This window comes from Bifidobacterium aquikefiri, from assembly GCF_002259795.1.
GTDB classification, from domain to species: domain Bacteria; phylum Actinomycetota; class Actinomycetes; order Actinomycetales; family Bifidobacteriaceae; genus Bombiscardovia; species Bombiscardovia aquikefiri.
In genome coordinates this window covers 178,543-193,987 of the sequence record NZ_MWXA01000008.1, presented here as the reverse complement: position 1 = coordinate 193,987, position 15,445 = coordinate 178,543, and the positions used below count along the sequence as shown (strand labels likewise).

At 50.5% G+C, this 15,445-nt stretch carries 10 protein-coding genes; 8 read left to right on the top strand and 2 right to left on the bottom strand.

Annotated elements, in window-relative coordinates; all coding sequences use genetic code 11:
* The first annotated feature begins 124 nt into the window (after positions 1-124).
* The 5 genes from BAQU_RS08935 (at position 125) to BAQU_RS08915 (ending at position 7,196) form a co-directional block, all read left to right on the top strand.
* A complete protein-coding gene (locus BAQU_RS08935; protein WP_415447718.1) occupies positions 125-1,000 on the top strand; it encodes a YlbL family protein in 876 nt (291 codons plus the stop codon).
* A gap of 182 nt (positions 1,001-1,182) precedes the next feature.
* Positions 1,183-1,599, top strand: a complete 417-nt coding sequence (locus BAQU_RS08930; protein WP_094694826.1) for a DUF3052 domain-containing protein — start codon at positions 1,183-1,185, stop codon at positions 1,597-1,599.
* A gap of 34 nt (positions 1,600-1,633) precedes the next feature.
* The gene (locus BAQU_RS10535; protein WP_211277152.1) at positions 1,634-3,139 is read left to right on the top strand and encodes a helix-turn-helix transcriptional regulator; all 1,506 of its coding nucleotides are present in this window, start codon (positions 1,634-1,636) and stop codon (positions 3,137-3,139) included.
* 430 nt (positions 3,140-3,569) lie between these two features.
* Positions 3,570-5,459 carry a collagen-binding domain-containing protein gene (locus BAQU_RS08920; RefSeq protein WP_158215686.1) on the top strand — a complete coding sequence of 630 codons (1,890 nt, stop codon included), beginning with the start codon at positions 3,570-3,572 and terminating at the stop codon, positions 5,457-5,459.
* 72 nt (positions 5,460-5,531) lie between these two features.
* Positions 5,532-7,196, top strand: coding sequence for a SpaH/EbpB family LPXTG-anchored major pilin (locus BAQU_RS08915; RefSeq protein WP_158215685.1), 1,665 nt, complete (start codon positions 5,532-5,534; stop codon positions 7,194-7,196).
* Here the strand turns inward: BAQU_RS08915 and BAQU_RS10465 are convergent.
* Complete coding sequence (locus tag BAQU_RS10465; RefSeq protein WP_158215684.1) at positions 7,171-7,332, bottom strand: hypothetical protein; 162 nt, start codon at positions 7,330-7,332, stop codon at positions 7,171-7,173. The genes BAQU_RS08915 and BAQU_RS10465 overlap by 26 nt on opposite strands.
* A 92-nt stretch (positions 7,333-7,424) precedes the next feature.
* On the opposite strand from BAQU_RS10465, the gene BAQU_RS08910 reads away from it, so the two are divergent.
* The 3 genes from BAQU_RS08910 (at position 7,425) to BAQU_RS08895 (ending at position 14,444) form a co-directional block, all read left to right on the top strand.
* Entirely contained in the window at positions 7,425-8,378 is a 954-nt protein-coding gene (locus tag BAQU_RS08910; protein WP_143241998.1) for a class C sortase, read from the top strand.
* 66 nt (positions 8,379-8,444) lie between these two features.
* Positions 8,445-8,897, top strand: coding sequence for a GNAT family N-acetyltransferase (locus tag BAQU_RS08905; protein ID WP_094694926.1), 453 nt, complete (start codon positions 8,445-8,447; stop codon positions 8,895-8,897).
* A gap of 690 nt (positions 8,898-9,587) precedes the next feature.
* Positions 9,588-14,444, top strand: coding sequence for an InlB B-repeat-containing protein (locus tag BAQU_RS08895; RefSeq protein ID WP_158215683.1), 4,857 nt, complete (start codon positions 9,588-9,590; stop codon positions 14,442-14,444).
* 304 nt (positions 14,445-14,748) lie between these two features.
* Here the strand turns inward: BAQU_RS08895 and BAQU_RS08890 are convergent, their stop codons facing one another.
* Positions 14,749-15,438, bottom strand: coding sequence for a hypothetical protein (locus BAQU_RS08890; RefSeq protein ID WP_094694816.1), 690 nt, complete (start codon positions 15,436-15,438; stop codon positions 14,749-14,751).
* Positions 15,439-15,445: the final 7 nt, after the last annotated feature.

Genomic DNA, 15,445 nt, shown 5'->3' with positions numbered 1-15,445 from the left:
GTTCCCAGAGAACTTTCAGAGAACTTGACATTGCTGGAGCGCCCTCATTGCTGTGTTCAACAGGGGGAATGCCAGATGCGCACATCGCTTTGTTCCTGTCTGTGTTGTCAATAGTATTAGCATTATGAGCGTTAAGCAGTGGAAAGCTTCAATGTCAGCCAAAGGCGCATTGAAAGCGGTTCGTAGGCGTAGTGGGGACTTCTTTGCACGGCGATCGCCCTCATATCTTTTGGGAACCGTAGGATTCATCCTTGCTGTGATCATCCTGTTGATGCCTTCACTATATGTGATCGAGACTCCAGGACCAACACAGAATGTGCTTGCAAAATCCGGCACGACATCGGTGATCAGCGTTTCTGGTGGCAAGACATACAAAGACAAGGGTTCGCTGCTGCTGGTGACAGTGAACGCCCAGGGAATTCCCGGATATCCAGTGACTAATCTGCAGGTGATTGCTTCGTGGTTCAGCAGACATGCGGATGTGATTCCCCGTGAGGCCGTTGTGCCGACGGGGCAGACACTTGACCAATATCAGAAGGAAAACAAGGCGGAGATGAGCGGCTCCCAGAGTGCCGCCGAATCGCAGGCGCTCGCCTTTCTGAAGGCGAAGGGCATCGACACGTCAGGCTATTCAATCAAGATGCATGTGGATAATATCGGGGGGCCTTCTGCAGGGATGATGTATACCCTGGGTGCCATTGACCTATTCACGCCACAGAATGAATCCGGCGGAAAAACCATAGCTGGTACCGGAACCATGGATGCGACCGGCAAGGTTGGCGCAATAGGCGGCATTCGGCTCAAGATGCTGGGTGCGCTGCGCGATGGTGCAACCTGGTTCCTTGCTCCTGCATCAAACTGTGATGAAGTGGTCGGCCATATTCCATCCGGGTTGCATGTGGTGAAGGTATCGACGATTTCGAATGCGTATTCGTCCCTCGTGACCATCGGTCAAGGCAAGGGTGACACGCTGCCGCAGTGCACGGCTTCACAAAAGTGAACAGGGAGAGTAAAAGAGGTCAACAGGGTTGCCAAGAACATTGCCGGCCCTGAAAAATTGCCAGTGTTGAGAGATGTGGCATGCCCACATTCTGAAGCATGCACTGTTCATATGTTGACTATTTTCTCAATTGCGACGCTCATGGTTTACATTCTGTTCGCCTATCTTGTTATGCTTAGGGCGTGGCTCAAGCGACAACCAAGAAAGCAGAAGAATTCGGATTCCACCCTGGAAACATTGTTCAGCAGTGGATGTGGGATGATGATGTCGACGACGGCATCCGCTCACAAATTGAAAACGTTACAGGCGAAGACCTTGTTGATGAGGACTATGATTCGGCCGTAGATGGCGTTGTAATTTGGTGGCGGGATGGTGATGCCGAGGATGATTTGGCAGACACCATCGTCGATGCATACACAGTGTTGGGTGATGATGGCCCCTTGTGGATTCTTTGTCCTAAACCTGGCAGACCAGGCGCCCCAAGCGCAAGCACAGTCGAGAACGCTGCGAAGACCGCAGGCATGAATGCGGCAATGCCTCTCACTGTCTCGCACGATTGGAATGGCGTTCGTCTCAGCGCATTCGGCAAAGGCCGTTAAAGTTTCTCCATTCAATCAATGAGGCGAAATCCACGTGAATAAGGATATCGATGGAAGCATAGAGCGAATGTTTTATGCCGACATTCCTGAAGCGTCACCGCTGCGCATGTCGGATGTGAATCTGATTCTTGGATTGAGAACGCATGAGGATTTGCTCACATCATTGCGATTTCGTGTAGCGGTTCTTCAGTCGTTGATTCATGCTGGCAAGCCAGAAGAAGCAGTTGAGTTTGTAGAGAGAATGCTTGTCAGAACCTTGCTGACGGATTCAATTCATATGCATAGATCGGATATTGCCGTCATAAACTGCAATATCGCTCAGGCATATCTCTTAATGGGTGATACCAGGCATTCGACTGATTATGCATCAACCGCCGTGCAATATACGCGTGAGCTCCGCACAGAGATAGAGCAATCGGAGGATTCGCGCTCTGGCATCATTCATCGCTACAGTGCAGAGATCTATTTCTGGGCACAGAGTCTGTACGCATGTTCCAAGGCCTTCGCGGGGGAGCTGAATGAGGCATCTGCCGCAATCATTCCTGCTCTCGAAACAAGCAACGTGGCGGGTTTTTCACCACAATCCTGGCCGTTGAGCATTGCTCTGCAGCGAGTCTCGACACATATGCAGCGCATTCAGGCAACGAAGATGTCAATATCGTTTCCGCAGCAGTCAGAAATCCCCGAAGACCTCTTTCACGATTCGAAAATCGTGCTTTCCGCTCGCCGACTTGTTCGGGCTATCAGGCTCCTCCGCCAATATCGCTTTCAGGAACTTACCAGCGTCATGGACAGTGCCATAGGCGGAACATGCTCATTTTCGTGTTATCCGGTGTTCTACGAAATGGCAATATATCTCGGTTCATTTGCACTCCTTCAGTTGAATGCTCCCGCTGCTGCCCTCAGCACGGTTCTCAACGTAAAGGATCGCAAGGGGAGAACTCTGAGCTTTGAACCACTGAAATACTCTGCATACATCGCTCTTGGAAATGCAGACAAGGTGCTTACCGCTGCGAAGGAGTTTCTGGAACACCCACAGAATCCATCCGTGGCCACCCTGATTCTGATATATGAGCGCCGTTCAATCGCGTTCGAAATGCTGGGCATGCATAGTCAGGCGTGCATCGCTCTTTCACGAAGCCTTCATCTCTCTGTCGACGTTGGTTTCATCTCTCCTTCGATTGGAATTCCAAATAAGATCCTTTCTGAAATTCGTACACGTCTTTCCAAGCAGGAACCGGAGTTTATTGAACGAGTTTCCGGATTTCTGCCGAACAGGGGAACTGGCACGGTTGAAACTCAGCCGAGCATTCAGGTAGTGAGTTTCACCAAGCGTGAAAAGGTTGTTGCGGATTATTTGATTCAAGGGTTCACGATAAAAAAGATGGCAGATACTTTGTTCGTTTCGACAAATACCATCAAGACGCAAGTCCGTTCGATTTATAAGAAACTAGGAGTGTCGAACCGGTCGGATGCCCTAGAAAAGATTAAGGAATTCAGGTTCTCTCAATCGGGAGAAAATGATTCAAAAGCCCTGTAGCTACCTATGCTGTAATGTGACATACATCTCAAAACGGTGTGTTGCTTATCTTTAAGTTCATTTGGAAGCAGTGCTGATTTCGGGTGATAAAAAGGGTGAATTAGTTGGTGATATCATCCAAAATGGCTTATTTTTCATTAATAGTTAACTAAATTAGCTTTTCAGTACAAAGCGTAGGTAATGAACTGAATGATGTGAATGTAATTTTTTGGGGATGTTGGGCCGCTGAAATTTCAGCAGCATGGTTTCATTTGCAAATCACAGATTAGCCCTGGATGGGCGTGCGTGTGGGAACGCAATTTCAGTGAAAAAGTTATGCCAATTGGCACTGCCATGCCATTGACATTGATTGGGGACAATTATGAGCACATGCGTGAACCGCAGGTATGCGCGAATACTGTTGTCCCTATTTCTGTGTGCAAGCGCTGTAATGCTTGGAATTCCGCGCATTGCTCACGCTGCGACGCTGACTTCCTCGGCGCAGACATGTGTTGCCAATCCTATGGCTGCATCAACGCCCAACGGCTCATCCACAGGCTTCACCATTTTCACATTCGGTGATGTTGATCTGGAAAACAGTGAGATGGAAGGCTCGATCGCAGTAGGTGGAACAGCTACATTCCAATCCGGTACGTACGACTATCCAATTATGCCTGGTTCCACTCCCAGTTCCACATATGCCGCGCCTGTGATCGACGGACAGCCGACGCGTGCACTCTTCAACAACTACAACCTTGCCTCAACGCGTACACCTTATGTGAAAAGTCAAGGATGGACGGGTGCGAGCGGAGCTTCAGGATACGGCAAGCTGGTCAATTCCGTATCGGGGTTATTTGCACAGTACAACAACACTGGAACGCAATACGGCAAAAACGGTCAGGGCTATATCAAATCTGATGTCAATACTTGGAATGGCGACGCTTCGGGAGTCAAAGAAAACTTCACCACTGCATCAGGTGAAAGCTTCACATCGATGTTCCCAGCAGACAAGGGTACAGCGCTGCTTAACCAGACCGGTATATGGAATATGCCAACGTTATCGGGCAACGCCAATGAAATGGCCATCACTTTGAACACTTCTGGCCCAAACCAGATCACGTTGAACGCGATTAAGTCGAAATTCGGAACTTCGGTACTTCCGACCAAGATTTCAATTCCAGGCTATTCGCAGAAGAGTCCGCTCATCATCAAGGTCCAGCAGAGCGACATCGTTGATGGAACGGTGAGTCTGCCTTCCTATATGTATGATGCGAACAATGCACAATATGGTTCGGGATCTCGTTACCTGCTCTTTGACCTCTCGGATATCTCCGGAAGCGTCAGTATCAAAGCTGCACAGTCGGGAAATCCTCTACGCGGTTCAATCTATGCGCCCAATGCCAGTGTGACCTTGCCTTCTTCCAACATGGCATTTGAAGGCCAGTTGATTGCAAAGAACTTCACCAATCTCAACCAGGGCTACGAGATTCATACCAATCTTTTCGATGGGGTGCTGCCGACCGCCTGCCCTTCGACAACGGCAAACATCAGTCTTGATACGACGGTGGATGGTGCGGTACCGACCTCTTCGGGGCAATTCGTCTTCGACATCACTCGCGTTTCCGCTCCAGACGGGGCTGCAGACTTCGCGCAACAGAGCGTTACGAATACAAAGGGAAGCATTGATTTTGGAAATGTCGAGACATATACGACAGCGGGCACCTATGTATATAAAGTCAGCGAGGAAAGTCCCGGTTCAGACTACAACCCGAATTCACAGGTGTTCTATGTCACGGTGGTGGTGTCAGGATCCAGTACCTTAAGCGCAGTGACTCAGTGGTATACGGACGAGAATATGACGCAGACGGTCACATCGCCGACCTTCGCCAATACCACGGTTCCCAAGGTCGGAGGTTTCGATCTCACGAAAAAGCTTATCGACAGCAACGGCCTTTTGCCATCCACGGTTTCGCCGAACTACACGATCACATATTCGTACAACGGTTCGATTCAGGGGACGCTCACCGTGAAGGCAGGGCAAACAGTAGCGGGCCCGTCCACAATTCCTGCGGGGACCGTAATTTCGTTCTCCGAGGCAATGCCTGCGAATGTGACGGGTGCGGCATGGAAGTTGGATTCGATACCAAGCATCACCATTGCTGCTGGTCAGACTTCGCATGTAACCGTGACCAATGAATTGGTTCCGGCACTGGTTGTGCTTCCAAATACCGGTGGTGCTGGAATCGCAAGCTGGTGGCCGCTGTTCATCATCTCGGGGTTCGCTGCATTGCTTGCAGTGGGCATGCTGATTCAGGCTCAACGCTCCAGACCGGGAACCTAGCGGGATTCTGAGCATATGCATCAACAACAACTTTTTATATCTCAACTATTTTTTAAGAAAGGGAACACACTCATGAAACACATTCTTCAAAGGGGCATGGCAATTGTTGCGGTAGCAGCTTCAATGCTTGCCGTAAGCGTTGTTGGGGCATCTACGGCGAATGCTGCAGATACGGGTGCTGACGACGCATCAATTACCATAAACTCTGCAGACGGCAAGGGCGACGATGTCAACGGGCATACCTTCGCTGCCGTGCGACTCGGCGCGTATGACATGACTGGAATTTCAACGGATGCCAATGGCAATTACAGCGGTGTGAACGTCACTGAATTGCAGGATTCTGCATTGAATTCCGCAATCCTTGCCGCAGTGAAGAAATCCGATATCGTCGCATCGGTGCCTGAGGACAATACCATTGCATGGGTGGCGAAGCAATTCCAGGACAGTGCAACGTACCCATACGGCGGCCAAATGAGAAACTTCCTGACGGCTCTTGTCGCCAGCGACTATTTTGTGAATACCGCGGTGCCTGCTGCGACAAGCAACAAGCAAACTGCAACAGGAAGCAATGGAACTGCAGAGTTTTCAAACCTTGCAGAAGGCGTATACGTGGTTGTCGATACCTCTTCCGCCACACAGCGTGCCGGGTATACCGCATCAATTCCGATGTTCGTCGAAACTAAAATCGGCGGCAAGGATCTGAGTAGTCAGACATTGGGCGTCATCAACATCAAGAATCAGGCACTTGCCATGACCAAGACCATGGTCAATGTGGACGCGCAGAATCCCTATGTCAGTGGTGGTGAGAATGTCGAATGGAAACTGACCAGTGCCGTTCCCAACACCACAGGTTATACTGCCTTCACCTATGCATTCACCGAGACGATGTCCAAGGATCTGACGTATGTTCCAGATTCCGTCAAGGTAGTGATTGGCTCCGGGGACTCGGCGAAGACTCTCACACTGAACGATGACTATACGGTTACGGCAACGGTGAATGCCGACGGAACGACGACGCTGGTCATCGATCTTTCGCGGTCAATCCTTGAGCAGGCTAACGGTGCATCAGTAAATGTTACCTATGATTCTGAGGTCAATGGAACGGTGAACGTGCTCCGCGACGACTTGAACAACTCGGCATCGCTCGCTTATTCGTCTTCACCAAGCGATGCAACGGACATCACCACCACCGTTCCGATTGCAATGCATGTGTATACTTTCGGATTCTCCCTGGTGAAGGAAGATAGAATCACCAAGTCCAAGCTGGAGGGCGTGCAATTCACGGTTTCAAAGAGCGGTTCTGATACGCCCATCAAGTTCACGGAGGTCGACGGCAACTACATTCAGGATCCCAATGGACAGTCAGCCACTCAGGTGCTCAGCACCGATGTGAATGGAAAGCTCAACATCGGTGGCCTGGCACCCGGCGATTACCAGGTTACAGAAACGAAGCCACTGGATGGCTATGTGCACATGGCACTGCCAAGTTTCACGGTTACCATTACCGGTACGGAAGACAACTCGAACCAGAACTATCTTTCACTTGGCGACCAAAGTGTTGCAGGACTTGTGAGTTTCAGCAACAATGTATTCACTGTCGATAACGTGACATCGTTGACTCAGCTGCCTCTGACAGGTGGCGCAGGTCTGATCATGTTCGCAGTGATTGCTGTGATTCTTGGAAGCGCTGCAGGCATTGTATTGTTTCGCGCTAAGAGATCATCTCAGAAAATCTGAGCACCGCTGATTGCTTGATTGCCTGTTGCTTGATTGTGTCGGCAACTGGCTTGTTTGGAGCGATGCCAAGATTGACAATCATGAAGACCGCAAAGACTATGATGTTGTGAAGTCCTTGCGGTCTTCGCTGTACCATATGGATTATTTGGGCCATGACGGAATGTTCGGGGCACTGCCGACATTGCCCATGCGATGTCTCACATTATCTGAACCTGGGGGAGCGTCTGATTGACTGAACAGCATGATGCACCATCCTGGGCTGCGGTTTTCAACGATGCACGGAACAAGAGTGTTCAGCAGCAAAAAACCGCACGATTATACATAATCGCATCCGTACTGATCGTAAGTGCTGTATTGGCAATCCTTGTGCCCGTTGGGGTTCAATTGAGTGCTCAGTACAGCCAGGCACAGATCGCCCGCGCGACTGACAAGGAAGCAGCATCCTTGTCTGCAGCTCAGAGACGGAAGGAGCTTGCGGCAGCCCATAAATACAATGCGAAACTGGCTACCAGCGGTCAGTCCGTGATGGGCGAGGTCTATGATCCATTCGCCAAGAATGGTGACAGTCGCTCTGAAACGGATAGGCAGTATCAATCCCTGCTCAACGTTGCTGAAGGTGTTATGGGCACGGTGAGCATACCAAAGATATCGTTGAAACTTCCGATCTATCATGGTACGTCAAACGCGGTGCTTGCCCAAGGTGCCGGGCATCTCTACGGGACTTCGCTGCCAGTTGGCGGAACGTCTACGAATACAGTGCTTACGGGGCATCGTGGCTTGCCCAATGCGCTGCTGTTCACGAGACTCGATGAATTGGGCAAAGGCGATACGATCTATGTTCAGGTCCTTGACAGGAAGTTGGCATATCAGGTCAGCAGAGTCGTTGTTGTCAATCCCGACCAGGTCAAGCCGTGGGTAACAGTCAGAAAGCAGCAGGATCTGCTGACATTGATGACTTGCACCCCCTATGGCGTGAATACACAGCGATTACTGATCATTGCGAAGCGCACGACATTGGCTTCCACTGGGGATGATTCAGCGTGGGTTCATGACTGGGTTGCCAGTGCCGTTATCATCAGTCTTGCGGCTTTGCTGATCTGCCTTGGTATTCTCTTGCGTCGTCTGCTGAATCGAACGGTTGTTCGTCGTCATCTTGCCCCTTATGTAAAACATAAGGGATAGGGGCGATGCTTCATATATTCTTGAGGCTACATTATGGGTATTGGAATTCTTACTGGGGGAGATTGCATGGAATGGCACGATAGAACGTTTGCTGAGTTGAGCGCTATGGAACTCTATTCGTTCGAGAAGCTGCGCATAGATACCTTTGTCGTTGAACAAGGTCATGAATATCATGACCTTGACGAGCATGATCTTCATGCCCATCACATTTTTCTCATGGATGGCACGCATCAGAAAGCATTGGCCTATGCGCGAGTATTTCCTGAAGATGGTCACATTACCTTTGGAAGAGTCGCAACGGCGCTTTCTGTTCGCGGGCAGGGCTATGGTGCTCAACTTATTGATACGGTACTTGCAGTCTGTGCAGCAAGCTGGCCGGGCATCGACATTGTCATCAACGCCCAGGTGCCAGTCATCGGATTTTATGAGAAGAAGGGTTTCGCAGCTTTTGGAGACGTGTTCTCCATCGAAAATACTCCGCACCGTCGTATGTTCATAAAGGCCGCTACTCGCGGGTGAGCCATTTCATCCGTTTGCGAACTCAAAAAAACAGCGTTGAGGAGCGAGATTTCGAGCCACTGTACCTAGAAATTGCCACAAAACTCGAAATCTCGACATTCGTAAGCCCTCACCCAATGTCTGAGAGCATCATTGGCGATGGCATGGCTGCCTCGGATCGGGGTTGGTGACGCACTCGTTGTTGGCTGCACCGATTGTTGGCTGCAAGGATGCAACGCCTTATGCTGGATTCTCACGAACCAGGGCACATCCCCACTTCGTGGCAGCGACGAAGCTGCGTACCCGTTTACGATTGCGGTCAGGGAACTTGCGGCGCACGCACAGAAAGTGTCAATGTGTGCAGCAGCATCAATAGAGTCGAAGGAAGGCGTGCGAATCTGATTGAAAGGCTCAGATCATTGGAATGGCTCCCACCAAGCTGTATTGATGAATACATTGAACTTGCCGCGTTTGACGGTATGGGTCGTGTCACGTTCCATGTTCAATGATTGCTCCCTCTCAGTTCATGAGCTCCCATTCGTTGGTATGTAGAGCATGCGCAGGGGAAGCTAGTAGATCTATATTGCTGGTGATGGGCTTCCAGATTTGGTGTTATGTCTTTGTATAAAAATTAACACTATGTATTGTTTCAATGATAAAGTCGTCAATGATTTGCCTTGCCAGTTTTCAGTAAATCTTAAGGAGCAATATATGAAGCATGGTGTCCATAAACAAGAAACGTCGGGGGGGGGGGGCATATTCCGCCTTCTCGTGACCGGTGTGACATTTCTCGGTCTGACCTTTGGTGCGCTCGTATCTCCCGCAGCATTCGCCGTTGAGGAGAACGATTCAGCCCAGACGAGCTCAACCCAAACTGAGCCAGCAGCGCAGCCTACCGGCGGCACAGCTCAGAATCAGGCTGATTCCGGGCCACCATCTGCTCTGCCTGGAAATACGACGGATGCGGCTGAACCCACAAGTGAATTACCAGACAGTGCTGTGGAGCTTAATGGAGGAACTGTCCTCAATCCCAGCAATGAGGACGCGTCGAAGCCATCTCAGACCAATCAGGATGCTGATGCGAATGAGGCCACGAATGATGAGTCTGCGGACGACGAGACCGGAAGCGGCGACACCAACAACGGCACTAGCGCTGACAGCAATGAATCCGAGGATGCCTCGGGAAGCGGCTGGATCATCGGTGAGGAAGAAGTCACCGAAGTTGTTGAAGACACGATCGATTTCACCTTCGCCGACCTGTTTGTCGGGTGGGATGAAGACGTAGAAGACGAATATTGGTCATATACATACAAGACCATCGAAAGCAAGGATGGCCGTGCTGCTTTCAATCTCAGACGGTCGGTGTATCGGACCTCTGAGAACCAGAATACGACTGTTCAGGGCCAAATTAGCGATTATAGTGTGCGCTTGAGTCTCATCAAGAGCAATACTGATGCATCTGGTGAAGTGATTGATTTCGAAGAGAATTACTTCTGGCTGTACGATCTGAGCACTGATCGTTCGGAGAAGCGTACCGCGTATCTCAGAGACGGCGATGAGCTCATTGAATATCAGCTCACCTTGAATTACCAGGGGACTTCGCAGACACCGTCCGAAACATTGGATGTCGAGTTTTCCGAGAGCGAATCTGGCAAACAGACACAGACCAAGGATGGGCTCGTTGCCTATACGCCGGATTACGAACATCGCAACTTCGATGTCGCGAGCTTGAATTCTGACTGGCTGCTGTTCGAGGATTCATATACCAACGGGACGCGTTCCTTGGAGAATCAAACCGTCTATCTTGAACAGGAACACCTTCGATATCAGTATTACCTGTACAACTCCAAGACAGAGCAGGTCAAGATCTACCGCTTGAATCTCACCAACGTGGTTAGCGAAGTTCCCGAAGATGTGCTTGATATTTCGGTCAACCGAAACAACCGGTGGCCTGCCGGGACGGAAGTCTATACACAAGGAACAAAGAATCCCAATTTCCAAGTCGTTTCTGGGTATACATACGGGAGATACGAGTTCGCGTGGTCATTACAGACTGCTGATAGCTACCAGGATTCAGGTACTTTCTATCACTCGATCACCTCGGAACTCACTCATAAGCTGTCTTTTGTCGAGTATCAGACTTGGGAAGATGAAGACGGAGATGAACATCTGGTAAGGCTCAACATTGTGATCGATGACACCGTCCCCGAGACGGTAAAGGATAAGGAATTCACTCAAGACGTAGCCTTCGCGGACATTGATGGGAAGGTCAAGGCCGTTGATCTTGCGTATAACGAGCATCGGACGGTAACCAAATACATCACTTTCGATGCCAATGGTGATTACAAGACTTGGGAATATAATGAAGACGATATCTATGAGGAAGTCAGCACCAAAAATCGTTTCATAGCCTTGTATTGCTATACGGATTATTATGAGAATTCTCAGCACTGCTCCGTTGACGAAACACTGGATGAGATTTCATCTCATGTCTATGAGCATTCGAACTCTTCTTCGTATGAAGCCAACTACCAGTATTACCGCGTTACCGGCTTGCCCAACAAGCCTGAAGAGACGTTGCACCTAGAGCTTGGCTTGACTGATTTCGCCGAGCAAACAATCACCTCATCAGACGAGATGATTTCGTTCTCGGGCAATCATGCCAGTTCAGGCGCTAGCTATCTCAACACGGCTTACTACCTTAGCTATGGCTACGATTATGACGGTGTGTACGCATATCGTACGTACGATTTCGAGCATTCGGTTGCTGATGACGGTGATGGTGCTGCACCAATTACCAAGACGTTTACTGTCTATCAGGTTAAGAACCGTGTGATCACCAAGGTATATACCATTGATTATTCGTTAGAGTCGCGCAAATATGTCGAGAAGCCCGAATTTTCCATCGCATTGTCTCAACGTGATAATTGGGACTACATGGAGGAAAAGACAGCCACCAATAGTGATGGTGTGATGACATCATTCGGATATTTCGAGCGTAGTGAATATGCAGATACGAGTTATTCTTCGATGTACGAAAACTATAGGGCCTCCATCACGTCCGCCAACACCGGTGTTCTGATTGATGCGCCGTATCTATACAAGTGGTTCGACCATTATTACAGCGATGGCGTGCTTACCGGCACCTATGAGGGCGGAACCACACAAGATATCGCATACGCCTACGACACTCAGACCGGCGAGTATGCGAAATATCCTGTGAGCCTCGATATCGACACCGCCTATGTAGATCCAGATACATTGCCTCGCAAGTCGGTTGACGTTTTGGCAACGGAGCATGACTTGATTCCCTATCAAGGAACAGCCGGCAAGGAATTCTCTGCAAGCATCGGCGATAGGTCGATAACGTTCAAGATTTTCAAGGATAAGTACCATATTTATGGTTCTTCGGGAGATGTTGAACGGCCTGGCGATCTCTACATCGGAGAATATTCTGCAAACTATGGGCCTGTGGCAAAACAATTGGGCGAGAACGCCTATCAGCTGCTCTATCGCGCTGGAGTCGATGTCAATCTGACCATTACAGGCAAGGGTGCTGATGAGATAGTTGCTACGGATATCTCTCTTGCCAAGTCAGAAGTAGTGGTAGATGCAAAGAACTCTCAGTATTTGGACCTTGATGATTTCTTGAGTATCACGCCTGAGAACCCAACTGTGAATTACATAGATGCAGAGAGTGACAATACTGACGTTGCGTCAGTGTATGCGTATTCTAATGGCATCTATGTATATGGATACAAACCGGGTTCGACGACTGTCACCGTGACAACGGCAAACGGTAAGAGCGCCAAGTTCACGGTAATTGTGAAAAGCAAGACCACTTCCATTGCTGACATACCCAACAAGGTCGTCGAGGAAGCAACGGGCATCACAGTTGCAGCCGAAAGCAACAATGTGCTTCCCAAGGGCGCGGTGCTGAGCGTTGCCAAACTGGATGCGGAGGAAACCGCCGAGCAGAACAAGGCCGTGTATGACAAGGTGAATGCCTTGACCAACGGCAAGTTCGAGCTCTTTGACATCAATCTGGTCAATGAGGAGGAGGATAAGAACGTTCAGCCGAATGGACAGGTTGCCGTGTACATGCCGATTCCCGACGGTTTCGATCCTGCCAAGGTGAAGGTCTATCATTACGATGCCAAGATCAACAAGCGTGAGAAGGTCAGTGGCTATGTGGATGAGATTGATGGCAAGCTGTATTATGTCTTCTACACCGATCACTTCTCATATTATGTGATGGAGGAAGCTGCCTCATATAAGGTCAGCTTCGATGCGAACGGTGGTGAGCTGGAAGCTGAACAGGCGAGCCGTGACATACTCGGCACCGATGCCATCGGATCCCTGCCTGTGCCACAGCGTGACGGTTATGTCTTCGACGGCTGGTTCACCGCGCAATCAGACGGCGAACAGATCAGCGCAACGACCGTGGTTTCTGACAACACTACCTTCTATGCGCATTGGACGAAGGTTGACGTTTCGGTAACTTCCGTTGCGTTGACGCCTGCGTCTGCTGAACTTGTAGCAGGTGAGACTGCTCAGCTTACGGCTACCGTTTCTCCAAGCAATGCGACGGTAAAGGATGTAATATTCGCGTCCTCTGATGGCGGAGTCGCCGCTGTCGATGCAACCGGCAAAGTCACCGCGAACAAGGCCGGCAAGGCTGTGATTACTGTAACCACACAGGATGGAGCGAAGACTGCACAGTCCGAAATCACTGTTACGTCCAAGCAGTTTACGGTCACTTTCAATCCGAACGGTGGCAGCTTGGGTCTGGCGGATGCCACGCGTACGGTTGCTGACGGCTCGAAAGTCGGTTCACTTCCCGAGCCAACTCTTGCCGCGTTCACTTTCGATGGTTGGTATACGGCCGCATCTGCTGGCACAAAGATCAATGCGGACACGGTGATTTCTGCTGACACGACCTTCTTCGCGCACTGGTCCAACTCTGTCTTGCCACCAGGTGGTGACGATGAAGATCCTGTGGAAGAACCGGCAGACAATCCACCGGACGTCGATTCCAAGGACGACGAGTCGGGAGACGACCAACCAGCTGCTCTCGATCCTGCTGCGCTGCTTCCGACTGAGGCGCTCAACGACAGCAACCGGGGCACTGCTTCTGGCAGTCCGGTCGCTGCGGCGGGTTCGATCTATCGCATCTCTCTGGGGAAGGAATCGAGTGTGCACGTAGGTGAGTTGGTGTTTGCCTACATCTATTCCGATCCGGTGCTGCTCACGGATACGAATGGTAGAAAGTCTCACATCGTGCAGCAGGCTTCCGATGGAACCCTGTTCATTGACGTGAAGCTCCCTGCGGATTATTCCGGCGAGCACAAGATTGCCGTCTACGATGCTGACGGCAGGATTGTGGGCTGGGTGTCGGTTACCCTTGCATCTACGACAAAGCAAGAAAAGACCGAGAGCAATGTCGCAGTCGTTCCCTTGGCTGCGACCGGTTCAAGCATCGGCCGCCTCATGTGGCTTACGCTTGTGGCAGCAGGTCTGAGCACCATCATCTTCACCATCCGTAGGCGCGGATTGTGGCAGAGGTAAGCTCAGTCGTCAAGATTCACTAAATTCAAGCTGTGGCATACTCCATTGTGCGGAATATGCCACAGCTTCTTGTGTTGGTAACGATCACATCGAGCGACATAATTATTTTGTTGCCTGGTTTTGGATAATCCGATGTTTTTGCCGAATTGAGTACCGTCGTTTCAACGATTTTAAGCAGTCATTGCGGAGAGTAGGCAACAAAATAATGAATCTCCATCGTTATCATTATTTTTTGGGCAATTTCATGCGTTGTTGGGCACAAGGGTTGAGCGTGTTGAGACATTGCGCGCAGCAAGACTGTGATTCAGCGCCGCAGACGGCGAATTCCCGTGCTTACGGCCCAGAATATTGCAGAAAGCAGCAACACGGCACCAACGGCGAAGCATGCGAGAGCGAGTGCCAGCCTCCAATCCACACTCATGAATGACAGGGAATTTCGAGAATCGCCATACCACAACATGAGCGACCCAAGCAGTCCGCAGACTATGAGCATGCTGCCGAAAACTATGGTTGCCATGCTGGCACCCTGCTTGCGAACGATGATATTCCCCTGCGCATCCCGTTCTGGCCGATTTCCATCGCCGTTCCTGTGAGTGTTCATTGCTGTGCCTGTGGGTGTTGAGGCGCTCGATCGGGTATAGAGCGGGATGTCGGTCGGATGTGTGGGTCGTGCCGAATCGGGGGCGTGATGGCCGGCGCGTGTTGTATCGCCGGCAGCTGCGTCTTCGTGGTGAACGGCGTGTTCGTTGGAAACTGTGTCTTCATCGGCAATCATGGCGATTCGAGTTGTCAGGCTCTCGGTCTGCGCGCTGTCTGTTGTGTTGCTCTCGTCCTCGTTATGCTCTATCTCATCGCCCTGAGGCAGGCTGAGCCGCTGCGTGACGGTATTCGCGTCATTCTGCTCATTCTGCTCATCGTGCAGATCGAGCGACTGCGTGGATTCGGGATCGTTCGCTTGAAGATGGTTGCGATCGTCTGCTGCATTGTTCATCATGAGTGGT